Origin of the sequence: Bacillus sp. S71 (assembly GCF_016625265.1) — a bacterium.
GTDB lineage: Bacteria > Bacillota > Bacilli > Bacillales > Bacillaceae_G > Bacillus_A > Bacillus_A cereus.
Genome location: NZ_JACVUW010000016.1, coordinates 1 through 23,407, shown reverse-complemented (window position 1 = coordinate 23,407; position 23,407 = coordinate 1). Strand labels below are relative to the sequence as shown.

Sequence of the window (23,407 nt, the reverse complement as noted above, 5' to 3'; positions counted from 1 at the left end):
CATCATAAACATACGTCAAGTACAGCGCATTTTCCTCTTTCATAATGTAAAAAAAAGCGATAGAAATTCTATCGCTTTACTTTTTCACATTGCTATTCGTAAATTTAGATACCGAGGCCATCGTCTCTCCTGTATCTAAATATGTAATTTGAATTGGGTCTCCTACTTCTGTAAACATAGCATACGGGAATTTCTTCACCGGTATCATAAATACCTTTTGTTCATTCTCTAAAAGTACGTACACGATTGTATTTTCACCTGATTTCTCTTTATATACACGTTGTACAATACCTTCTTTTTGCGCTTCTTTTCCTGTTGAGGTTGGTCTAAAGGTATCACCATTACCACTCATTACGTTTTTATAATTCTCAAGCGCTTCTTTCTGCGAAGAACCTGTCGCAAATATTTTTGCATTAGCAGCATATACAACTGTATGTGCACGTACTAGGCCTCCGTCATCAACAACCGGAATAATCCAAGCTGGTTTTCCGTATACGTTATAAATGACAGGCATTGTCCCATGCCATTTCTCTCTCTTAAAGGAATTATCCACTACTTCTGTAGCTGCTGAACCATCCATAATCCCCTTTACTTCTTTTCCATTATAGTAATATAGCTTGCCTGTGCGTGCATCTACTAATGAATAGCCTAGGGCTGAATCTACTCCTTCTTTTGGAGAAGTAAAGTCTGTAAAATAATACAGTGTTCCATCTTTACCAAAGATCGGGGTCACGCCTTCTTTCGTTCCCCACTCAGTCGGAATTTTCATATCTGTTTGTGAGAATTTCGTATTCCAAAATCCGTGAATATATTTACCAAAGTACGTATTTAACGTAGATGCAGTCTCATGATTTAATACACCATCAACAAATTTAGGTGCCTTTCCTTTATCATATCTTTTCACTTCACCTGTTTGTGCATCTACTACGACAACACCTTCTACCTCAAATCCAGATCTTCCTGAAATAAATTCACCATACGTCATTGTATAATATGGTTTTCCTTTATCATCAACCTCAAATTTAGGTTTTCCTTTAAAGATTAAATTTGGTTCTGCTTGCCTTACCACACGCTCTAAATTATTACCAAAAAACATGCTTGGCACATATTTCATTTTATAACCGAGGTGCAGTTTCGCTTCCGCATCAGGATTCGTACCTGACATCGTTACATACCCTGGAATTGTCTCAGCTTTACGCGCTTTAAAAAATCCTGAAACTTCAATCGGCGCTACATATAAAGCTTCGCCGTTTACCATTTGTGGCGTTAATTCTCCTAGCTCAAAATAAGCTACTTTCGGAATATCACCAAATACTTTTTTCATCTTATTCTCCGCTGTCTTTGGCGGCACTGTAAACGGCTGATCATTTTCAGTAAATGGCTCTGAAATATCTTTCTCTATCTTAACAACAGAATCATATTTCTTTTGCGAGATTACTATATCGTGCAAATAACCAAAGTAGCCGTAACTTGCGAGTAAAATAAACATTAGAAGTCCTTTTAATGTACCTTCTAATTTCCCTATTTGATCTTGTGAAAATAAAACAAGCCCAATTAAAATTGCTACTGCAACAGAATAATGAGTAAGAATCGAATCTACTCGATCATCAATTAGCCAAAAGTATTCATAGATTGCAATACCTATCCAAAATAAAACAGGAATAACTAAAATAGATGATTTCTTACCCTTTACAACCTTCTTATCTCCCTTCTTATCCACTGCTCGAAGCTTACTACTACTTCTTGTCCATGGAATCAAAAACAAAGTAAGAATAGCTAAAACTACAAATTTCATCAAAGGCACTGTCCCCTTTTCTTTTGTATTCCCTTTTAGTATAACAAATAAAGGGTATTAAGGTGAAAATAGGAATAGTTATATTTTTTTACTACTTAATACAATCCCGCTCACTACATATAGAATAGATGCAATATAAAAAATTGTACCGATCGTAAAGAAATCTACTAAATATCCCGTGGCAATAACCGCTACTGCTCCGCCAATGGATGTCCACACATGGTATTTTCCAATCTCATAACCAGCCTTTTCCTGCGCAACCTTTCGTGCTAATGAAGTCTTCTCAGTATTACGCTGCACAGCACCTAAAACTCCCATTACAATTTGAAGAATATACACATGCCATACTTCCGTGGCAATCGGAAAGCAAAGCATTAAGATTGCCATGGACCAAGCGTATATGATTAATAATTTTTTATCACCTACTTGATCAGATACCTTTCCTACTAGTGGATATACAAGTGCTGATGTTAAAGCAAATAAGCCATACGCCCAGCCAAATTGCGAGAAGCTATTTCCAACGTTTCGAAGTAATAATATATAAAAAGGAAATACCATACTTCCTGCCATCATGATAATACTTTGCGAAGCCACAAATCTTCTATATGTCATTTCGTATACTCCCTATAAAATAAATTAACAAATCTCTCTTCTGAATCTACTTCCTTCTTTTTCTTGAGAAATTCTTCAATACGAGGATATGCCCTTTTTAACTGCTCTTTCGTTGGATAAGAATAGTACGGCAAATAGTAACTACCGTTATGCTTTAAAGTAACATCAATCATCTTCCGAATGACATCCTCTGTTTTCTTTATCTCACTCTCTGAGCGTCCCTGGTTAATCAAAAGAACCAGCGCAAACATATCATCTTTCGCATAGGACAAAACTGCATTTTCATTCTTTTCCACGTAACGAATCGTAATGTTGAGTAAATTAAACTCTTCTTCATTTAATGCGTTACGTAAATCATCTATATACTCCGTGAAAGCATCTATAGGCACAAAGTATTCTTGTAACACTTCGGTCCTATTTGGATTTTCATATTCCATAAAAGCACTATCTGATCTCATAACATTATTACGCGTCTCATACTTTCCATCTGTACGTTCAAAATAACCTCTTTGTATATCCCAAAATGTATTCTTTCCCCAATCACTATAACGTGATAACCCAAGTAAAAATTTAGGTGCAGCTATAATATTTTCTTCCTTTAATTCACTGTACTCTTCTCTCATATTTTGATTTTGTGCCAAAGTATAATCCGTCACATACATCTCTTTTAAAAATGAATTTGGAGCAACAGAAATACGCGCTAAGTGCATACGAACATTCTCATCTCTTTTCACTTTCTCTTTGAAATAAGATGCGTATTCTTTATAATCTATCATTCTCGTGTGCATTTCATATAATTCATCATCTGTTAACTTCAGCGTCACATCTAAAATAACTCCAAATAAACCGTAACCCCCAATGACATATGGAAATAACTCTGCATTTTCTTCTCTACTTACATTACGTACCGTGCCATCTGCCATTAACAATCTAAATGAATCTACTGTATCAATTAGTGCCTCATGACGAATATCACGCCCATGTACATTTACACTTAATGAACCACCAACAGTAAAAATATTTTGAGACTGCATGACCTGTACCGCAAGGCCATATGGATTTATTTTCTTCTGAATATCATTCCACGTGACACCACTTTGAACTGTAATACGCTTCTTCTCTGGATCGAATTCTAATATTTTATTATATCCTTTCATATCGAGCATCGTGCCATTCGGATAATATGTCTGTCCTCCTTGGCTATGTTGCATGCCTGCAATGGAAATTTTCTCTCCTGAAACTTTTGCATCTCGCACTAATTTTATTAACGAGTGCTCTTCCGTAGCACTTTCAACACGTTTTATTTTTGTCGGAAGCAATTTACCTACATCACTCATAATAGGATGATCAATTTGTTTTTTATACGTATGTACAGACGTTGCAAGCAAAACCGTATATGCGACAATGACCACTACTATCTTTCTTTTTTTCAAAGGACACTCTCCTTATTATCAACAAAAAGAGATACCCGTTCTTTCAGGTACCTCTCTTGACAGTGATTACTTTGCTGCTGGCAATTGTATTGGATCAAATTTATCATACGATGTAAACTTCGCATCCGTAATAATGTGCGCTTTATCCTCACCATTGCTACTCATAACCATATCTATCTTTGCTGATTCATATTTAAAATCTTTTGTAATAATATATTCTCCATCTATTTCTTCTATCTTTGCATTTTGGCCTTGTAGCATTTGTTTCTGCTTTTCATCCATACTAGCTAACATACTATCTGTCTCTTGCCCTTTTAATACAAACTTCAGCTTATAATTATCTCCACTTTTCTCCATCTTCACTTTATTTAAAATTTCCGATGGAATCTCTAAATTATCTACCATTCCTTGAGTTGCATTCATTCCGTTAGCATTTAATTGTTCCTCTGGTACAGACATCACTTCACCCGTATTAGGATTTTTCAACTGACCAGCAATTTTGCCACCCACATCATAAACAACAACCTCTGTACCAGAAACATTCATTTCAGAACGAGAATTTTTTTGCTTCGGCTCTAATTGCATTTTGGCCTTTATTACATTCATCTCTGTTCCTTCAGCCTTTATTCCCACATCATATGTCATCGTTACATTTTCTTCGTTTTTAAAAGCTTCATTCGCTTTATTGAAAACATCCTTCGCTGTTAATTCCTTTTCTTTCTGCACAGCTTCTTTTTTCGGCTCATCAGTCTTTTTTGTTTTCTCATTACTACACCCTACTCCTAGACCGACTGCAAGTACTAAACTTGAAATTAAAATAAATTTTTTCATAACGTCCCCTCCTTCCCAAAAATAATATCATCTCTTTTCCTATGAAATCTATATAATTCGTAATATTCTTCTTTAAATTTATTTCCTATATAGCAACATGTTTGAGAAAAAGTTTAAATATGATGTAAATAATAACAACTCATTTCAGGAGGTCATTATGAAAGCTATTATTTGCACAAAGTATGGACCACCTAATGTTCTCCAGCTTCAAAATATAGAAAAGCCTAAACCTAAGAAAAATGAAGTATTAGTTAAAATTCACGCAACAAGTGTATCGACTGGAGATTGTAGAATACGTGGCTTTAATAGCCCCCTCTTATTTTGGATTCCTATGCGGATCATATTAGGTTTCAGAAAACCGAGAAAACCTATACTTGGCGTAGAGTTATCCGGTGAAATCGAAGACATTGGATCAGATGTAACACAATTTAAAAAAGGAGATCCAGTTTTTGCATTAACAGAACTAAACCTTGGTGGTTATGCGGAATACACATGCGTGCATGAAAGTGGATTAATAGCATTAAAACCTACCAATGTGACATATGAAGAAGCTGCCGTTATTCCTTTTGGCGGAACTTCAGCATTGCACTTCCTTAGAAAAGGACAGATAAAAAAAGGGCAACGAGTACTTATATACGGCGCCTCTGGGTCAGTAGGGACAGCTGCCGTACAACTTGCGAAATACTTCGGGGCGACTGTCACAGCCATTTGTAGTAGTTCGAATTTCGATTTAGTAACAGCTTTAGGGGCAGACAACGTAATTGATTATATGAAAGAAGATTTTACTAAGCGGGGCGATCACTACGATATTATATTTGACGCAGTTGGAAAATATAAAAAGTCTCTTTGTACAGATGCATTAATGTCTAATGGAAAATATGTATCTGTGAACGGAATGATGGCAAAAGTCAGTAAAGAAGATATGAACCTACTAAAACAACTAGCTGAAACAGAAAAGCTAAAACCTGTTATTGATAGAACTTACCGATTAGAAGAAGTTGTAGAAGCCCATACGTATGTAGAAATGGGCCATAAGAAAGGAAATGTTTCGATTACCTTAAAATAAAATATATTCTGAAAATATCATTGACAATTCTTTTTGTAAGATTTACTATTAGTACCATATTCAAAACTACATACACATACTCTTATCAAGAGTGGCGGAGGGACTGGCCCGATGATGCCCGGCAACCGAGCTTATGACGTATAAGCTAAGGTGCTAATTCCTGCAAAACGAGTTTTCGTTTTGGAAGATAAGAGAGGAATCTATTTCGTCTATTCGGCACCTCTCTTATTTTTTGGGAGGTGCTTTTTATTTTGGAACGTATATGAAGGGGGATTTATAGATGAAAAAGGTATTATTAAGCATTGTAAGCGGAGCAGTATTATTATTAGGCGCATGTAGCGCGAGTTCAGATAAAGAGGTAAAAGCATTAGACGAGAAAAAGATTACTGTCGGTGTAACAGGTGGACCACATGAACAAATTTTTGAAAAGGTAAAAGAAGTTGCAGCAAAAGATGGTCTGGAAATTGACATAAAAGTATTTAATGATTATGTAGCGCCAAACGTATCTTTAGATGAAAAAAGCCTTGATGTAAATAGCTACCAAACGAAATCGTATTTAGATGTATTTAAAGCTGAACGCAATATGAAATTAGCTGAAGTATTTTCAACAGTAACATTCCCTATGGGCGTATATTCTAAAGATATAAAAGATGTAAAAGACTTAAAAGAGGGCGATGCAATTGCTGTACCAAATGACCCAACGAATGAACTGCGAGCTTTAAAATTATTTGAAAAAGCAGGGGTTTTAAAAGTTGATCCAAAGGCTACAGAAAAAGCGACTGCAAAAGATGTAATTGAAAATCCAAAAAAATTAAAGATTGTCGAATTAGAGGCATCTCAATTACCAACGCAACTAAGTGAAGTGAACGCAGCTGCAATTAACACAAACTTTGCATTAGGTGCAAAATTAAGTCCGGCGAAAGATTCTATTTTCCGCGAAGGAAAAGATTCACCATATGTGAACTGGGTCGTTGTTCGTACTGAAAATAAAGATGATGCCGTTGTAAATAAATTAAAGAAAGCTTATCAATCTAAAGAAGTAAAAGAGTTTATCGAGAAAAAATTTGATGGTTCAGTTTTACCATCTTGGTAGGAGCTGACGATAATGATTGAATTAAAAAACATATCCAAAGTATTTTCAACAAAAAAAGGGACTGTTGAGGCTCTTAAGTCTACTTCCCTTAAAGTAGAAAAAGGCGAGGTATTTGGAATCATTGGGTATAGCGGCGCTGGTAAAAGCACATTGATTCGATGTGTAAATTTATTAGAAAAACCAACGACAGGAAATATCATTGTAAACGAACAAGACTTAACAACGTTATCGACAAAAGAACTAGCAAAAGCGAGACAAAAAATCGGAATGATCTTTCAAGGATTCAATTTACTTAAAACTGTTAGCATCTATGAAAACATTGCATTACCTTTACGCCTTGCTGGTATTCCAAAAGTGGAAATTAAAAAAAGGGTAGAAAAATATTTACGCATTGTCGATCTTTTCAATCGAAAAGATGCTTATCCAAGTGAACTTTCTGGCGGTCAAAAACAGCGCGTTGCAATTGCACGTGCACTATCACATGAGCCTGAAGTGTTATTAAGTGACGAAGCAACGAGTGCTTTAGATCCAGAAACAACTGATTCTATTCTTGATTTGTTATTAAAGATTAACGAAGAAATTGGAATTACGATTTTACTCATTACACACGAAATGAACGTTATCCAACGTATATGCGACCGCGTTGCCGTTATGGAACATGGATCTGTAGTCGAAAGCGGGACTGTGAAAGATATTTTCACAAACCCACAACATGTAACAACGAAGAAATTTGTAAATAGCGCCTTTGCAGCTAAAATTCCAGAAGAGGTACAGAAAGAACTACAGAATACTGGAGAAATTGTAACACTTTCATTTATTGGCACTACTTCAGGTGAACCTGCCTTAGCTGTTGCCACAAAACGTTTCCAAGTGTATCCGAATATTTTATCCGGTAATATTACGCAGTTAAAACATGAAGCATATGGGAAACTAGTCGTTCATATGCAAGGAGAACAAAATGAAATCCACCGTGCTTTATCATTTTTACAAGAGCAAGGAATCATTGTAGAAGGAGGTAGAACAGATTATGGGAAACAAGTCCTTTTTGGATGAATGGGGTAAAGTCATATGGGAAGCCACAATTCAAACCTTTCAAATGACATCTATTTCATTACTCATCTCAATCCTTATTGCACTGCCACTTGGCGTCACACTTGTTTTAACGAGACCTGGTGGGCAGCGTGAAAATAAAATCATCTATCCTATTCTTAATACAATTATTAATATCATTCGCTCTCTTCCATTTATCATTCTATTATTCTTCATCTTACCTTTTACAAAGTTTCTAATGGGAACATCCATTGGCGTACAAGGTGTTATCGTACCTCTTGTCGTCTTCACAGCTCCTTATATCGCACGTTTAATGGAGACAGCTTTACTAGAAGTAGATCGCGGTGTCATTGAAGCCTACCAAGCGATGGGCATTTCTACTATAAAAATCATTTGGCACGTTATGGTGAAAGAAGCTCGTCCCTCCCTTGTACTGGGATTAACAATTGCAACAATTGGCTTAATTGGCGCAACAGCAATGGCTGGCCTTGTAGGTGCTGGCGGGCTAGGGGATTTAGCATACCGCTTCGGACATTTACGCTACGAACCTGAAGTAATGTATGCAACCGTCTTTATTCTAATTATCCTCGTTCAAGGATTACAGTCTTTAGGTAATGGTGTTGCACGAAGACTGAAGAAAGATTAAAAAAGAAGGTATCTCCCCAGGGGGAGATACCTTCTTTTTATCCCGCATTAACGGACAGTAAAATCCCGATTGGTTCAACTAATAATCAGTGGGTGATGAACCCCCCACTGATTAAAGTTTCACTTTACCTTTTAAATCCACCTTCTGAATGAATAACTTGCCCCGTAATCCACTCAGCTTCTTCACTTACTAAAAATTTAATGAGTCTAGCTGCATCCTTTGGCTCACCAATTCTGCCAAAAGGAAACATCGGCTTTAACCCTTGTTTTATCTCTTCAGTCATCCATCCTGTATCGGTTGGTCCTGGATTAATTGCATTCACTGTTATTCCTAAATGAGCTACCTCTACTGACAACGTACTAGTAAGAGCATCAATAGCTCCCTTCGTTGTCGCATAAGCTAGTTCTCCTGCCATAGGACCTTGAAATTGCCCCGAAGTAATATTAACAATTCTACCACCAGATTTCTTATCAAATCCTCGGGCAAATTGACTACTGAGCAATGTAGTCGCACGAATATTAACCATATAATGCTTATCTAATTCTTCAGCAGTCAACGTAGAGAAATCATTATTCGTAGAATATGCTGCATTATTAATTAATATATGAGGGTACCCTAATTGTTCAGTAACTTTATTTAAAAGCTCTTTCGGTGCATCATTCCGAGTTAAATCTAACTCCATGCTCAATACTCTAACACCTTTTTGTAATAGCTCTTCTTTTAATTGTATTTGTTCATTTTTATCAACGCCCCAAGGCATCTCTTTATCATAATCCGTCCAATACGTAAAAAATATATCGTATCCTGCTTCAGCTAATTCTTTACAAATCGCTGCTCCTATACCGTCTAGACGACTTACGCCTGTAACAACTGCTACTTTATTTTTTAATTGTTTCATCATATACTCCTCCAAGTTTAAAGGACGCATATTTTATATAAGAGATATAAATTTCCCCACCTAGACCTCTGTCCTTACAAAAGGGATGTACAAGCCAACTATGCAGTCCTTGCATGATTTACAAATAGCTAAATAAACCCTCACTTATGAGAGAAAAATTCATCTATCCAATTTCTAATCATTACAAGTTCATCCACATATCGAGTCCTTGTCTCCTTTCCATATATCTCTGTTTCTATCATACCAATATGATGTACTATTTCAAATGATAAAAAAATAAAAACCAATATTCCATTCCAAACTTCTATCGAATTTATTATATTATAATATAATAAATAATGGAAATAATCAGAAAAATACTGGTAAATATTGACTAACCTTCTTATAATAAAACGTGGGGCTAATGTGAGAATTTAGTTTTAAACAAATAGGGGGAAGAAATATGTCAAAAAAATTACTTTCTTTATTTTCTGCAGTAATCGTAGCAGCTTTTGTAATAACCGGCTGTGGTCAAAGCGATACGACAAATAAAGAACAAAAAGAGAATGCAACAAAAGAAAGCAAAACGGAAAAAACAGATACAACGAAAGAAAGTAAACCTACTGAAAAAAAATCCGAAGATAAAAAAACTGAAGATAAAAAGCCTGAAAATACAGCTACTGGATCAAGCGACTACTCTAAGCTGATTTCCTATATGGAAAAAGAAACAGGTGGTAAAACAAAAGTTCTTTTTGAAAATAAAGAACCACAAGTCTATAAAGCTGAAGATGTTTCAGTATCAATGAATAGTTACACATTAGTTGAATTAAATGGATTCCATACAAACTTCGATATTCCGTTTAATCGTCAAACAGAAGGCGGAGTTATTCTTGTGAACTACAGCGTAAAAAATAGTTCAGCTAAAGATATTTATTATATGCCAGCATTGGACATGTCATTTACTGGCGCGCAGAAAGCATATAGTAACTATAAAGATTTAATTCCAAAAGAAGATCAGCTCCCAACTAAACTTGCTCCAACGAATGATTACTTAGTAAAAGCAGGAGAAACTATTTCTGGTTATATCGCTTATCCATTCGGAAAAGATGATCTAGCGAAAATTTCAAGTCTCTCAACAGTCTCAGTCACAGTCCCAACTGCACAAGCTAATAAAGGAAAATTTGATGCTCCAATCGGAAATCCTGGAAGCTTTTCATTAAGTTTAAACAAACAGGGTGCTGAAAAAGTTGCAACAGATAATACTTTCTACCAAGATAAAGCTACAGCTAATAACATGGGCGATAAAAAAATGTTAAAAGAGAAATCAAGTATTAATAACAACCAAGAATTAGGCGCTGTTAATGTTACATTAGACGGATACCAATTCACTCAATTCACACCAAATTCCGTCGAAGCTCCACGCTTTGCAAATTTTAAAAACGGTCTTGTTCTGTTAACAGTAAAATTCAAGCTTGATAACAAAGATGTTCAAGACGTTTCACTATCTCCTATAAGCTCTACATTAAGAGTGAATGATGGTACACAATATACGATTAATGAAGGTATGCTATTAAATTATGACTATAATGCTGCAGTTAAAACTGGAACATCTGGAGAGTTACTACAAGTATATATTTTAGATCAAGAGCAGTATGAAAAGATTTGGAAAGACAAAAGCTTTGAGATTGAGTTAGGACCTATGAGAAATAAAGAAGCTAAAGATATTTCACAAGGTAAAAAAGCTAAATTTACATTACCTAAATAAGTTACTAAGTATATATTAGAAAAGGCATATAACATATGATTGTTATATGCCTTTTTCATTTTATAAAAACACCATTTTTGTTCACACTTTATCCATTGTGAATCTTTTCACAATGGATATATAATAAACTTGTAAATACAATATTGGAGGGATTTCAATGATTATCAATTTTTTAAGAACTGATAAACGTGCTGCTTTCATATTATTACTTTTACGGCTTTACATAGGGTATAAATGGCTCGCTGCTGGGATAGGTAAAGTTTTCGGACAATCTTTTGATGCAAGTGGTTTTCTAAAGGGCGCTATCGCTCAAGCATCAGGTGACCATCCTGCAGTACAAAGTTGGTGGGCAGATTTTCTTCAACATTTTGTTCTTCCAAACGCAGACCTATTTAGCTTTTTAGTTCAATGGGGAGAAATTTTAGTAGGTCTAGGTTTAATTTTAGGCGGATTAACAAAAACAGCTGCATTTTTCGGAATCATAATGAATCTTTCATTTTTATTAAGCGGAACTGTTAGTGTAAACCCAAATCTGCTTATTTTAACTATGTTCATTTTAGTTGCAGGGCAAAACGCTGGACGTATTGGATTAGATGGCTATGTTTTCCCTAAACTTTTCCGTAAAAATAACCACGGAACATATAAATTAAGTAAAACTGCGTAGTAACAGTTTACTTTTAAAATATAAATAAGAAAAAGAGCCTGAGTATAGGCTCTTTTTCTTATTTATCCTAATTTAAACTTTTAACGAGCCACGAAAACCTCTGGCAGCATAGTAAGAGTCTGCTCCATTGTGGTACACGAAAACATGTCCGAAGCGATAATCGCAAAATAGAGCACCACCGAGTTCTCGAATATCTGAAGGTGTTTGTACCCAACTTGATGATTTCATGTCAAAATCCCCAAGTTGTTGCAATTCCCGATATTGTTCTTCCGTTAATAGTTCAATGCCCATAGCATTTGCAACATCAATAACATTATTTTCTGGTTTATGTTTTTTTCTTGATTCTAACGCTTCAAGATCATAACAAAGACTTCTGCGGCCTTTAGGACTCTCCTTTGAACAATCATAGAAAGTATATTCGTCCTTTTCTTCATCATAACCGACAACATCCGGCTCACCGCCAGTTACTTCCATTTCGTTAAGTGACCATAATTTTTCAGCATTAGCTTCTATCTTAGCTTCAACCTTAGCCCATTCAAGACCTTCATGGCGGTTCATATTTTTCTCAAAACGAGCTTGCAATACTTTCAATAACTCTTGACGTTTTTCTACTAGTAAGTCATTTTTATTTCCTGTCATATTAGTCCTCCCTGATGTGTGTACAGATATTAGTTTAAGTATATATTTTATAATAAATCATCTCAAGATGAAGACCGTTTCAGCCTTATGTCTTGTACAAACATCCATTATAAAGTTCTAAAACCCTCCATACTTTCTCCAAGAATATAGTGTGAAAACCACATCAAATTCTGCTTCATAATAGCTACATTCATTCCCGGCTGATTAGGACTATATGCCATTCCTTTAAATATAATTAATTCTGTATCCACTTCCATATCCATTAATCCTTGATATAGATCATATGCATTTGTAATTGGAATTCTTGCATCCTTTTCTCCATGCTGAATTAAGGTAGGCGTACAAGCTGATTCAATATACGTCATAGGTGATGTCTTCGTATATATCTCTGGATCATTCCATGGAGTATTTCCTAAATACATTCTAATAAAGTAAGGTATATCTGTATTTACATAATGGGTACTCCAGTTAGTGATTCCACCGCCAACTGAAATAGCTTTAAATCGACTACTAAATGTAGAACAGAAAGCTGATACATATCCACCGTTGCTCCATCCCATAACTCCTACTCTATCCTTGTCTACCATCCCTTTTTCTACTAGTTCATCCACTCCAGATATAACATCATCGTAGTCAGCAATCCCCTGTTTTCTATAGTTAGCTTTTAAAAATTCATTACCATAACCTGAACTTCCTCTGTAATTTGGTTCTAAAACGATAAAGCCTTTTTCAATAAACTGTTCAATCGGATATTTCTCATTGAAGCAGTCTGAAAATATCGGAAAAGACGCCCAAGCCGGACCGCCGTGAATTACTACTAATAAAGGATATTTTTTATTAGTATCAAACTCTACCGGCGTTGATAAAACACCTTCTATTTCAAGACCATCGCTACTTTTCCATGAGATGATTTCCCTGTTACTTCTAAGTTTCCCTTTGAAAAAGCTATTCTCATCCGTTATTTTTTTATCGTCTAAATAGATTTCAAAGGTTTCATTTGTTATTGCCTTATTGTAGGATATATATTTGCCATCCTTTGTTATAGAAGCATCCATTATAAAGCCATCTACTTTTTCGCTTAGTATTTCCACAGTTCCATCTTCAGCTAGCAACCCAATAAGATAATTCGTTTTATTCTGCCATCTAATTAAAATCCCTTTAGCTGTCCACTGTAATGGCATAACCGTACTATCAAAATCTGTTAAAGGTTGAATTAGCTCTCCATTATGAATATCATATATCTCTAACGTACTATCTTGTATATAGTTTCTATAGTAATCCCTCTCTCTTATGCTTGCTGAGTAACAAATTTTGCTGCCCTCTGGAGAAAAGCAAACACTCCCTCCCAACAATTTATCCACATTCAGCTTTTGTAGCTCTCCAGCTTTAATATGGAGTATGTATAGATCTCCATTTATATAATCTGCCATATTTGAGCTTGGTGTCGCCATAAATACAACCTTTTTACCATCATTTGAAATATCAAATTCATGGATATGAAAATCCTTACCATCAGTTAATCGATAAACAACTCTGTTCTCATGTTCATCTGTATCACTTTGTATCACCTTTTCTATTTCAATGTAATATAAACAATTATTCTGGTGTTCCTTACTTACATGATGGAAATCTCCATATAATTCCTTACGTTTCTTTATTTCCTCACATTCTTTTGACTGTGCAACATAATAAAAACCTTTGCCAGCAGGATCCCATTTGAATGTACTAATTCCTTCCTTCTCATCAGTAATTTGAACCTCGCTATAACTATCTAGCGACTTAACAAATATCTGATTTTTCCCATCACCAACTGGACTAAGATATGCGATACACTTAGCATCTGGAGACCATAATGGGTGTGTACTATCTATATCCCCATTTGATAATGGGTAACTCTGCTTCTTATCTTTTTCATATATCCATACATGATTCCTATATGTATTGTCTTTCCAATCAGCCGTCTTCTTTACAAATGCTACGTTTTTACCATCATCACTTATGTTTGTACTTGATAAGGTTGGTAATGAAATAATCTCTTCTATACTTAGATATGTTTTTTTAATCGTTTTCATCAATATCCCCCCCTGAAATGTCCATAAATCTCTCGTCTCTTTTTGTCGTAATCAAAGAAATTGTTCATGAATACTTAAAATAATAATGGAAAATTCAGATAAATAAAAGTGAATTTGATAAAGTAAAACTTTAATCTATAGGGTTCTATCCACTTACCAATTCTAGATGTTATTTTCCGACACAAAAATACCCCTTTAGATAAAATATCTAAAGGGGTACAAATTTGTAAATTTATTTTAAAGCTACAACTATATTTATTAACCTACCAATCTCCTACTCAACAGTAACAGACTTAGCTAAGTTACGTGGCTTATCAACGTCACACTCGCGGTGAAGTGCTGCGTAGTATGAGATAAGTTGTAATGGAATAACTGCTACTAGCGGTGCTAGTGCTTCGTGTACAGCTGGTAATACGAAGCTGTCACCTTCCATTTCTAAGCCTTTCATTGAGATGATACATGGGTTAGCACCGCGTGCTACTACTTCTTTCACGTTGCCGCGAATTCCAAGGTTTACGTGCTCTTGTGTAGCAAGTGCGATAACTGGTGTACCATTTTCGATTAAAGCGATTGTACCGTGTTTTAACTCTCCTCCAGCAAATCCTTCTGCTTGGATGTAAGAGATTTCTTTTAGTTTTAACGCACCTTCTAATCCTACGTAGAAGTCTACGCTACGTCCGATGAAGAAACAGTTACGCGTTGTCGCTAAAAATTGTTTTGCTAATGCGTCCATTTCTTCTTTTTGATCACAAAGTTCTATCATTGCATTTGCTACAAGTCCTAGTTCGTGTGTTAAATCGAAATCAAGAACTTCACCTTTTGCTTTAGCAATATCAGCTGCTAAAATTGAAAGTACTGCAAGCTGTGCTGTGTAAGCTTTCGTTGATGCAACTGCAATTTCTGGTCCAGCATATAACGGAAGTGTATAATCAGCTTCACGAGAAAGAGTAGAACCAGGCACGTTTGTAATTGTTAATGCTTTATGACCCATTTCATTTGTTTGTACAAGTACTGCACGGCTATCAGCAGTTTCACCACTTTGTGAAATGTAAATGAAGAATGGTCTTTCTGTTAATAATGGCATGTTGTAAGAGAATTCACTTGCTACATGCACTTCAACTGGCATTTTTGCAAACTTCTCGATAAATTGTTTTCCAACAAGACCTGCATGATAGCTCGTTCCACATGCAATGATGTAAATACGATCGCTATCTAAAATCGCATTGCGAATGTCTTGATTTAATTCAATCTCGCCATTTTCATCTTGATACTTTTGAATTATATTACGGATTACAAGTGGTTGCTCATCGATTTCTTTAAGCATGAAGTGAGGATATGTTCCCTTTTCAATATCACTTGCGTCTAATTCCGCTGTAAACGGTGCACGTTCAATCGTTTCACCTTGTAAGTTTTTAATTGTAATACTTTCTTTCGTTACGATTACGATTTCTTTATCCATTAACTCAATAAATTGATCTGTAACTTGTAACATCGCCATAGCGTCGCTTGCCACAACATTAAAGTTGTCACCAACACCTACTAATAGCGGGCTTTTGTTTTTAGCAACATAAATCATGTTTGGATTTTCAGCATCAAGTAATCCGATTGCATAAGAGCCATGTAAAAGAGATAGCGTATTACGGAACGCTTCTTCTACACTTAATCCTGTGCTCACTTGTTGTTCCATAAGCTGTACGATAATCTCTGTATCTGTTTCACTTACGAACGTTACATCTTGTAAATATTCCTTTTTCACTAATTCATAGTTTTCAATTACACCGTTATGAACTAGTGTAAAGCGTTTTGATGTACTTTGATGCGGATGCGCGTTTACTTTACTTGGAACACCGTGTGTAGCCCAGCGTGTGTGTCCGATACCTACGCTTGCTGCTACGTTCTCATCTACGATTTCACGAAGTTTTGCGATACGGCCTTTTTCTTTGTATACAACAACACCGTTCTCTGCTTGTACTGCAATACCTGCTGAATCATATCCACGATATTCTAGCTTTTCTAAACCTTTTAATAAAATTTCCTTTGCATCTTGCTCTCCAATAAATCCTACGATTCCACACATGTTTAGTCGCCGTTACAAATGCTTACACTGCTCTGCGAACATGTAACGACATAGTCCGATACCATTTTTATTTATACTAAAAAAACGGATTACATATTGCTAGCCCTGTAAGCTTGTAACGGCTTTCACCTTCCTCTCGATTGGGTTTAAGTCCGTATATACTTATACAGCTAGTTTTCATCCGTTCCTCTTCTCTCATCACACTTTCACCTTTGTCCACTAAGTCACCTTAATGATTTAAGTAAAAGTTTGCGGTTGTGATGAACAACCGGGAGTCATCCGCCGAAATCTCGATAAACCCCACCTCGTCAACTACACTATTTGTAGTTCTGGCGCTTTTATAATTTACAATATTTCCTTTGAGAAAAAGAACAAGACCATCTTATAACAAACATGGATAAACCGTCAATGAAATTTTTTTCATCGTCTATAAAACATATGAAAAAGGAGCACTTTTTGTGCTCCTTTTTCATATAAATTCAGCTAATTACTCAGCGCCAACTTCGGCTTTCACAACTTCTACAATGCGATGTACATATGCATCACAAACTTCTTGTGTTGGTGCTTCTGCCATTACACGAATAAGTGGCTCTGTTCCAGATGGACGAACAAGAATACGGCCATCACCGTTCATTTCTTCCTCTACAACACGAATAATTTCTTTAATTTTTTCATTTTCTAATGCTAATTTTTTATCTGTTACACGAACGTTTACTAGCAATTGTGGGAATTTCGTCATTTCTCCTGCAAGCTCAGATAATGGTTTTTTCGTCATTTTCATGATGTTTACAAGTTGAAGTGCACTTAACATTCCGTCACCAGTTGTAATGTAATCAAGTAAGATAATATGGCCTGATTGTTCTCCACCTAAGTTGTAACCACCGCGTTTCATCTCTTCCATTACATAGCGGTCACCAACTGCTGTTTTATCACTTGTAATATTGTTTGCTTCAAGTGCTTTGTAGAAACCTAAGTTACTCATAACAGTTGAAACAACTGTATTATGTTTTAATTGACCAGTTTCTTTCATGTACTTCGCACAAATAAACATAATTTGATCACCGTCAACGATGTTTCCTTTTTCGTCTACAGCAATTAAACGGTCGCCATCGCCATCAAAAGCAAGTCCGATATCCGCTCCTTTTTCTTTTACCAATTCAGCTAAGCCTTCTGGATGTGTAGATCCTACACCCTCGTTAATATTCATACCGTTTGGAGAAGTTCCCATTGTTGAAATATCAGCTTCTAGGTCTGCAAATAAGTATGGAGCTAGAGAAGAAGTTGCACCATGTGCACAATCTAAAGCGATATGTAGGCCAGAGAAATCTTCTTCAACAGTTTGTTTAATGTACTGTAAATATTTTTGTCCACCTTCAAAGTAATCGCTCACTTGTCCAAGATTAGTACCTGTCGGACGTGGTAGTTCATCAACTTCTTTGTCTAATAAAGCTTCAATCTCAGCTTCTTGCTCATCTGTTAATTTAAAGCCGTCTGAACCAAAGAATTTAATACCGTTATCTTGTACTGGATTATGAGATGCAGAAATCATAACACCTGCTTGTGCATCTAGTGCTTTTGTTAAATAAGCAACACCCGGTGTAGAAATAACGCCAAGGCGCATTACTTCTGCTCCAGTTGATAATAGACCTGCTACTAAAGCTCCTTCTAACATATGGCCAGATACACGTGTATCACGACCGATAATTACTTTTGGACGATCTGTATCTTTTGTTAATACATAACCACCAAAACGCCCAATTTTGAAAGCTAATTCAGGTGTTAACTCCTTATTTGCAACTCCACGTACTCCATCTGTACCAAAATATTTACCCATTATGATTCGCTCCTTTTTCTTGCTCTTTTTGATTATGGTTATCTACCGTTGGTTCTTGACTATTTTCTTTATCTTTATCTTGATTTTGATTATTTTCCTGTTCCGTTTCTTTTTCTTGATTGGATTCAGGATTTTTTGGCTTCTCATTTTGATTTTCTTGATTGGTGTTTGAATCCGGTTGTTGACCGTTACCCTGTACTTCTTTATCTGGTTTTTCTTTCTTTACAATAGTAACTTTAGCACTTTTTTGTTTTGGCTCTATTGAAATATTACCAGGACCACTCACTTGAATAGAAATATCTTTCGTCCCTGAAGATACATTTTGCAAATTAATTACCGCTGTTATTTGGGCAGCTGTTATTTTATCTACTATACTTGCTTCTCCTGAAATATCAACACTTATCTTTCCATCTTGCGGCGAAATTAGCTGAGCCGTAACATCTTTAGAAAGTCCATTTTTTTGGATTGGGATGCCATCAATCGTTTTTGTTTTCGTTTGTTTTGTTTTTTGCACTCCCACTGAAACCTTCACTTGATTCGGTTTTGCACTGGTTACACCCTTGGGTAATAAAACAGAGGCATCGAATGTTGTAGACTCTGTCAATTGACTAAGATCTACTTCGACCCCCTCTAGCGATTGTATATTATCCAAAATATCTTTTGGACCAGCTATCGTTACCTCTCTCGGCTCGACACTGATATTTGTAACTGCCAATCCTTCTGCTAAACTCCCCTTCTTCGTATACGTTACAGGAACAGTTTTTTCAGTATTATTGGCTGTAGTTTGCGTTGCCACATTCAACGTTACACTAATTTTAGATGGACTTGTTCTTACATTTAAACGTTTTCCTTCTTTATTGTATAATGTAACTTCGGGCGTTTTTGTAACAGTTTTATTAACACCTTTTAAATCAACATACGCTTTGGCAGATGAAATGCTTTCAATTTCTTCTTTCGTCCCAACTACCTCAACAGTATCCGGTTTAATGCTTGATTTTTCGAGAGTAGCCCCCGCTGGCATTTGATCCTCATTTGATAATTTCAAATCTACATGAACATATTTTCTCGCCTTTTCATGAAGAGTAACTTTAATTGTTGATGGCTGAACTGTTCCTTTCACATCGTCTGGAAGCCCGTTCGTTTTTAAAGAAATCTCATAAGTTCCTTTTGGACTATCTCGCAAATCAATTGGTATGTCAAATTGTTTTTTTGCTTTTGCTGTAGCAACTGATGCTTTTGGGCCTTCTAACTTCACCTTAACGCCCTCTGCTGGAATACCACTTACAATATATTTCTCCTCATCATACTTAAGATTAATCTCATAATTAGTTAATGTTTCTTTCGTATCATTTGCAAAAGGTAATATACCTGATGTCGTATTTTTCTCAGTTAACGTCGCTGACATAAAAAGCATACACGCCAATAGTAATGAGATCCCTTTTAAAAACCAATGATTCTCCATTAACTTATCCATGACGCTTTCTCCTCCAATTCCATAAAGACGAAGAAGTCGTTTTTTCGTTCCCACTAAATTCAGCTAATAACATATCCTTCAGCTGTTCTGTCTTCAAATCACGATGCAACTTACCATTTTTCGTTAAAGAAATTTGACCAGTTTCTTCAGACACAACTACTGTAATACTATCAGTAACTTCACTAACTCCCATTGCAGCACGATGTCTAGTTCCTAATTCTTTAGAAATAAACGGACTTTCTGATAATGGAAGATAGCATGCTGCTGCTTTAATTGTACTTCCTTGCATAATTACCGCTCCGTCATGAAGAGGTGTATTTGGAATAAAAATATTAATAAGTAATTCCGATGATACGTTTGCATTCAGCGGAATACCCGTTTCCACATAATCACCCATACCGGTCTCTTTTGACAAAGTAATTAATGCACCTATTCTACGTTTCCCCATATATTCGGTTGCTTTTGCTATCGCTGTTGCAACCATTTCAGGTTCATCATCCTCATGCGGTCCAACACGCGAAAATAAACTCCCGCGCCCTAGCTGCTCAAGTGCTCTTCGCAATTCTGGCTGAAAGATAATAATAACGGCTAAAAATCCCCATGTTAATACTTGTTCAGTTAGCCAAGATAACGTATGCAATTCAAGGAAAATACTAATCATCTTAACGACAATGATAACTGTAATCCCTTTTAAAAGTTGAACAGCTTTCGTCCCTCGGATTATGAGAATCAGCTTATATATAATAAACCATACAATGGCAATATCTAATGCCGTACTAAGATATTTCAAAATGGTCGTATCTTCAAAAGGCATGCTATCCCTTCCTCCTACTTACGAGCAATTCTATCCATATATTGAAATATTGTTTTATGCTCTATCTGTATGTATTTCCAACAACTAGTTAATTATACCATACATGAAACAAACGACAATTACAAACAACCCCCTTTAGCTCAAATTGGTAAGATGTCAAACATTTTTATCTTACAGTATAATATAAATCATTATTATACGCCTATTTTCAAATAAAAAAAGCAACTTCTCAGTTGCTTTTCTTACATTTATTTTAGTTTTTCACCGAATAAAGAACCCATTAAAGCAACTGCTGTTGTTGCCGTTCTATTTCTCTCATCTAAAATCGTATTTACCTCAACAAATTCAGCAGATGTGATAATATCCGCTTCTGCTAACATTTCCATCGCCAAGTGACTTTCACGATAAGATAGACCACCAATTACAGGCGTCCCAACACCTGGTGCATCATGAGGATCAAGACCATCTAAATCTAATGATAAGTGTACACCATCAGTATGAGATAAATATGCGATTGTTTCTTCCATAACAGCCGTCATCCCCATACGATCAATTTCATGCATTGAGAACACTTTAATACCTTCATTGCGAATGAAATCTTTTTCTCCTTCATCCAATGCACGCGCACCGATAATTACGACATTCTCTTTTTTCACCTTTGGATATGCTCCATATAAATCTACAAGTGAAGAATGTCCATAACCTAAACTTGCTGCAAGTGACATACCGTGAATATTTCCAGATGGTGAAGTTTCCTCTGTATTTAAATCACCGTGTGCATCATACCAAATAACACCTAAGTTTTTATAATGTTTTGCTACACCAGCTAATGTACCGATAGCAATACTATGGTCACCACCTAATACAAGTGGAAAACGACCTTCTTCTATAATATGATCCACCTTACTTGCTAATTCATTACATACAGTTGCAACTTGTGTAAGGTTTCTTAATTTTGTATTTTCATCTATCTCTTTTTCTCTCTCTATACGTATATCTCCCATATCTTTAACGTCATATCCAATTTCTTCAATTCTTTCAATTACCCCTGCATAACGGATTGCGCTCGGTCCCATATCAACGCCACGACGCATCTGCCCTAAATCCATTGGAACTCCAATAACTGAGATTTCTTTTTTCATAGATAGTATCCCCCTTCTGTGCCTTCACTAAATATTTTAAATCTTTTATATAGTCTGACTCAACTCGACATTTTTCTGTATGGATATACAAATTATTCACTTATATTCACGTTCAAAATCAAATTTCAAGACTATTCTATGTATAAAGTTAACTTAATGAAACAATCACAATCACTATTATTAAATAATAATAAAAAAACACCCCTACATTTAGAAGTGTTTTTCTGACGCTATTTTCCATACTGTTGCAATATTCTTCGTTGTCATTTCAATATTTTCTTCTGCTACTCTATATGCTTCTTCTAGTGTCATCGGTCTCGTTGTAATACTAAATACCGCATCTATTCCTTTTTCGTACACGGCTGAATAATCGGATGATACAGACCCTCCAATGGCAATTACAGGCACAGAAAAACGTTTCGCACGCCCCGCAACACCAACAGGAGCCTTCCCATATGCAGTTTGTTCATCTATTCTACCTTCACCAGTTATAATGAGATCTGCATCTTCTATATGTTTATCGAAATTTGTATAATCCAATACAATTTCAATGCCCCTTCGCAAGTCTCCCTTTAGCACTGAAATAACAGCCGCCCCCATTCCTCCTGCTGCCCCTGCACCAGGTATTTCAGATACATCAGAAGATACATATCTTTTAAGGATATTCGCATAATGTTTTAAATTCTCATCTAGCTCTTTCATCATCTCTATATTCGCACCCTTTTGTCTCCCAAATACGAAAGATGCTCCCTGCATTCCGACTAATGGATTATCCACATCACATGCCGCTTCTATCTTTACCCCCTTTAAGCGTGGGTCCATTTGTGAAAAATCAATAGCAACAATCGAATGTAACGTACCTCCAGATGGATCTATTACTTCACCCTTATCATTTATAAATCTTACTCCTAAAGCTGCTAACATGCCTGCCCCACCATCATTTGTAGCACTTCCTCCAAGTCCTAAAATTATGTACTCCGCCCCTTGATTTAGCGCATGTAATATAAGTTCTCCTGTTCCTTTTGTCGTTGTAATAAGTGGGTTTCGCTTTTCAACTGGAACGTGCTGTAATCCTGATGCTGCTGCCATTTCAATAAACGCTGTCTTTTTATCTTTAGACACGCCATAAAAAGCTTGCACACTTTCTCTAAGCGGTCCTGTCACACTAATTGATATAATTCTCCCCCCTGTAGCATCAACAAGCGATTCAACCGTCCCTTCTCCTCCATCTCCAATTGGTATTTTCACATACTTTGCATTAGGAAAAATTGCTCTAAAACCTCTTTCAATAGCTTCACATACTTCTATAGCTTTTAGGCTTTCTTTATATGAATCAGATGCAATAACAACTTTCACAATTATCCCCCATCCCTTATTTTTACGTTTTCTTCATTTTAAACGATAAATATAAAAGTTGTCTTTTTAAACACAAAAAAGCTTACATCATATGATGTAAGCTTTTTCTATTTAGATGGAGCCTAGCGGGATCGAACCGCTGACCTCCTGCGTGCAAGGCAGGCGCT

Annotated in this window: 19 protein-coding genes, 1 pseudogene and 1 riboswitch; of the genes and pseudogenes, 6 read left to right on the top strand and 14 right to left on the bottom strand. The window is 35.9% G+C overall.

All coding sequences use genetic code 11. The annotated features are described in order from the left end of the window. Positions 1 to 76 precede the first annotated feature (76 nt). The 4 genes from IBT51_RS23850 to IBT51_RS23835 form a co-directional block, all read right to left on the bottom strand. Positions 77 to 1,795: a DUF3981 domain-containing protein gene (locus IBT51_RS23850; protein WP_025710366.1), complete on the bottom strand. Its 1,719-nt coding sequence runs from the start codon at positions 1,793 to 1,795 to the stop codon at positions 77 to 79. 78 nt (positions 1,796 to 1,873) lie between these two features. Continuing rightward, positions 1,874 to 2,407: an MFS transporter gene (locus tag IBT51_RS23845; RefSeq protein ID WP_000222367.1), complete on the bottom strand. Its 534-nt coding sequence runs from the start codon at positions 2,405 to 2,407 to the stop codon at positions 1,874 to 1,876. After that, positions 2,404 to 3,840: an FAD-binding oxidoreductase gene (locus tag IBT51_RS23840; RefSeq protein WP_000746313.1), complete on the bottom strand. Its 1,437-nt coding sequence runs from the start codon at positions 3,838 to 3,840 to the stop codon at positions 2,404 to 2,406. The genes IBT51_RS23845 and IBT51_RS23840 overlap by 4 nt, the downstream gene beginning before the upstream one ends. A gap of 66 nt (positions 3,841 to 3,906) precedes the next feature. Further along, a complete protein-coding gene (locus IBT51_RS23835) occupies positions 3,907 to 4,671 on the bottom strand; it encodes a hypothetical protein (RefSeq protein WP_200458790.1) in 765 nt (254 codons plus the stop codon). 157 nt (positions 4,672 to 4,828) lie between these two features. On the opposite strand from IBT51_RS23835, the gene IBT51_RS23830 reads away from it, so the two are divergent. From IBT51_RS23830 to IBT51_RS23815, 4 genes are all read left to right on the top strand, one after another. Beyond that, a complete protein-coding gene (locus tag IBT51_RS23830; protein ID WP_200458789.1) occupies positions 4,829 to 5,737 on the top strand; it encodes an NAD(P)-dependent alcohol dehydrogenase in 909 nt (302 codons plus the stop codon). 79 nt (positions 5,738 to 5,816) lie between these two features. Next, a riboswitch (SAM riboswitch) is annotated at positions 5,817 to 5,931 on the top strand. 86 nt (positions 5,932 to 6,017) lie between these two features. Continuing rightward, positions 6,018 to 6,830: a MetQ/NlpA family ABC transporter substrate-binding protein gene (locus IBT51_RS23825; protein WP_088022858.1), complete on the top strand. Its 813-nt coding sequence runs from the start codon at positions 6,018 to 6,020 to the stop codon at positions 6,828 to 6,830. A gap of 12 nt (positions 6,831 to 6,842) precedes the next feature. Further along, the gene (locus IBT51_RS23820; RefSeq protein WP_088022856.1) at positions 6,843 to 7,883 is read left to right on the top strand and encodes a methionine ABC transporter ATP-binding protein; all 1,041 of its coding nucleotides are present in this window, start codon (positions 6,843 to 6,845) and stop codon (positions 7,881 to 7,883) included. Next, positions 7,858 to 8,526: a methionine ABC transporter permease gene (locus tag IBT51_RS23815; RefSeq protein ID WP_053565440.1), complete on the top strand. Its 669-nt coding sequence runs from the start codon at positions 7,858 to 7,860 to the stop codon at positions 8,524 to 8,526. The genes IBT51_RS23820 and IBT51_RS23815 overlap by 26 nt, the downstream gene beginning before the upstream one ends. Before the next feature lie 124 nt (positions 8,527 to 8,650). Here IBT51_RS23815 and IBT51_RS23810 read toward each other — a convergent pair whose 3' ends face one another. Next, positions 8,651 to 9,427, bottom strand: a complete 777-nt coding sequence (locus IBT51_RS23810) for an SDR family oxidoreductase (RefSeq protein WP_200458788.1) — start codon at positions 9,425 to 9,427, stop codon at positions 8,651 to 8,653. A 439-nt stretch (positions 9,428 to 9,866) separates the two neighbouring features. Between IBT51_RS23810 and IBT51_RS23805 the strand changes: the two genes are divergently transcribed. Next, entirely contained in the window at positions 9,867 to 11,168 is a 1,302-nt protein-coding gene (locus IBT51_RS23805; RefSeq protein WP_071731284.1) for a DUF5068 domain-containing protein, read from the top strand. 157 nt (positions 11,169 to 11,325) lie between these two features. Beyond that, positions 11,326 to 11,832, top strand: coding sequence for a DoxX family membrane protein (locus IBT51_RS23800; RefSeq protein WP_064531583.1), 507 nt, complete (start codon positions 11,326 to 11,328; stop codon positions 11,830 to 11,832). A 72-nt stretch (positions 11,833 to 11,904) separates the two neighbouring features. Here IBT51_RS23800 and IBT51_RS23795 read toward each other — a convergent pair whose 3' ends face one another. From IBT51_RS23795 to IBT51_RS23760, 9 genes and pseudogenes are all read right to left on the bottom strand, one after another. Continuing rightward, positions 11,905 to 12,471: a DUF4256 domain-containing protein gene (locus tag IBT51_RS23795; RefSeq protein WP_000147403.1), complete on the bottom strand. Its 567-nt coding sequence runs from the start codon at positions 12,469 to 12,471 to the stop codon at positions 11,905 to 11,907. A 107-nt stretch (positions 12,472 to 12,578) separates the two neighbouring features. Continuing rightward, a complete protein-coding gene (locus IBT51_RS23790) occupies positions 12,579 to 14,543 on the bottom strand; it encodes a S9 family peptidase (protein WP_200458787.1) in 1,965 nt (654 codons plus the stop codon). Positions 14,544 to 14,817: 274 nt separating this feature from the next. Further along, entirely contained in the window at positions 14,818 to 16,620 is a 1,803-nt protein-coding gene (glmS, locus tag IBT51_RS23785) for a glutamine--fructose-6-phosphate transaminase (isomerizing) (RefSeq protein WP_000334155.1), read from the bottom strand. A 12-nt stretch (positions 16,621 to 16,632) separates the two neighbouring features. Continuing rightward, positions 16,633 to 16,819: pseudogene (locus IBT51_RS27145) on the bottom strand (hypothetical protein). Positions 16,820 to 17,107: 288 nt separating this feature from the next. Then, positions 17,108 to 18,454 (bottom strand): phosphoglucosamine mutase, encoded by a 1,347-nt coding sequence (glmM, locus tag IBT51_RS23780; protein WP_000521476.1) that lies wholly within the window; start codon positions 18,452 to 18,454, stop codon positions 17,108 to 17,110. Beyond that, on the bottom strand, positions 18,447 to 19,928 hold the full coding sequence (locus IBT51_RS23775; protein WP_053565444.1) for a CdaR family protein: 1,482 nt from the start codon (positions 19,926 to 19,928) through the stop codon (positions 18,447 to 18,449). The genes glmM and IBT51_RS23775 overlap by 8 nt, the downstream gene beginning before the upstream one ends. Then, complete coding sequence (gene cdaA, locus IBT51_RS23770; RefSeq protein WP_001115694.1) at positions 19,921 to 20,742, bottom strand: diadenylate cyclase CdaA; 822 nt, start codon at positions 20,740 to 20,742, stop codon at positions 19,921 to 19,923. The genes IBT51_RS23775 and cdaA overlap by 8 nt, the downstream gene beginning before the upstream one ends. A gap of 248 nt (positions 20,743 to 20,990) precedes the next feature. After that, the gene (rocF, locus tag IBT51_RS23765; protein WP_000711574.1) at positions 20,991 to 21,884 is read right to left on the bottom strand and encodes an arginase; all 894 of its coding nucleotides are present in this window, start codon (positions 21,882 to 21,884) and stop codon (positions 20,991 to 20,993) included. Positions 21,885 to 22,094: 210 nt separating this feature from the next. Next, the gene (locus tag IBT51_RS23760) at positions 22,095 to 23,240 is read right to left on the bottom strand and encodes a glycerate kinase (RefSeq protein ID WP_086422769.1); all 1,146 of its coding nucleotides are present in this window, start codon (positions 23,238 to 23,240) and stop codon (positions 22,095 to 22,097) included. Positions 23,241 to 23,407: the final 167 nt, after the last annotated feature.

What these genes read in the sequence shown, in the direction of transcription:
- IBT51_RS23850 (WP_025710366.1), bottom strand. Translation starts at nt 1,795, where the DNA reads ATGAAATTTGTAGTTTTAGCTATTCTTACTTTGTTTTTGATTCCATGG.
- IBT51_RS23845 (WP_000222367.1), bottom strand. Translation starts at nt 2,407, where the DNA reads ATGACATATAGAAGATTTGTGGCTTCGCAAAGTATTATCATGATGGCA.
- IBT51_RS23835 (WP_200458790.1), bottom strand. Translation starts at nt 4,671, where the DNA reads ATGAAAAAATTTATTTTAATTTCAAGTTTAGTACTTGCAGTCGGTCTA.
- IBT51_RS23830 (WP_200458789.1), top strand. Translation starts at nt 4,829, where the DNA reads ATGAAAGCTATTATTTGCACAAAGTATGGACCACCTAATGTTCTCCAG.
- IBT51_RS23825 (WP_088022858.1), top strand. Translation starts at nt 6,018, where the DNA reads ATGAAAAAGGTATTATTAAGCATTGTAAGCGGAGCAGTATTATTATTA.
- IBT51_RS23820 (WP_088022856.1), top strand. Translation starts at nt 6,843, where the DNA reads ATGATTGAATTAAAAAACATATCCAAAGTATTTTCAACAAAAAAAGGG.
- IBT51_RS23815 (WP_053565440.1), top strand. Translation starts at nt 7,858, where the DNA reads ATGGGAAACAAGTCCTTTTTGGATGAATGGGGTAAAGTCATATGGGAA.
- IBT51_RS23810 (WP_200458788.1), bottom strand. Translation starts at nt 9,427, where the DNA reads ATGATGAAACAATTAAAAAATAAAGTAGCAGTTGTTACAGGCGTAAGT.
- IBT51_RS23805 (WP_071731284.1), top strand. Translation starts at nt 9,867, where the DNA reads ATGTCAAAAAAATTACTTTCTTTATTTTCTGCAGTAATCGTAGCAGCT.
- IBT51_RS23800 (WP_064531583.1), top strand. Translation starts at nt 11,326, where the DNA reads ATGATTATCAATTTTTTAAGAACTGATAAACGTGCTGCTTTCATATTA.
- IBT51_RS23795 (WP_000147403.1), bottom strand. Translation starts at nt 12,471, where the DNA reads ATGACAGGAAATAAAAATGACTTACTAGTAGAAAAACGTCAAGAGTTA.
- IBT51_RS23790 (WP_200458787.1), bottom strand. Translation starts at nt 14,543, where the DNA reads ATGAAAACGATTAAAAAAACATATCTAAGTATAGAAGAGATTATTTCA.
- glmS (WP_000334155.1), bottom strand. Translation starts at nt 16,620, where the DNA reads ATGTGTGGAATCGTAGGATTTATTGGAGAGCAAGATGCAAAGGAAATT.
- glmM (WP_000521476.1), bottom strand. Translation starts at nt 18,454, where the DNA reads ATGGGTAAATATTTTGGTACAGATGGAGTACGTGGAGTTGCAAATAAG.
- IBT51_RS23775 (WP_053565444.1), bottom strand. Translation starts at nt 19,928, where the DNA reads ATGGATAAGTTAATGGAGAATCATTGGTTTTTAAAAGGGATCTCATTA.
- cdaA (WP_001115694.1), bottom strand. Translation starts at nt 20,742, where the DNA reads ATGCCTTTTGAAGATACGACCATTTTGAAATATCTTAGTACGGCATTA.
- rocF (WP_000711574.1), bottom strand. Translation starts at nt 21,884, where the DNA reads ATGAAAAAAGAAATCTCAGTTATTGGAGTTCCAATGGATTTAGGGCAG.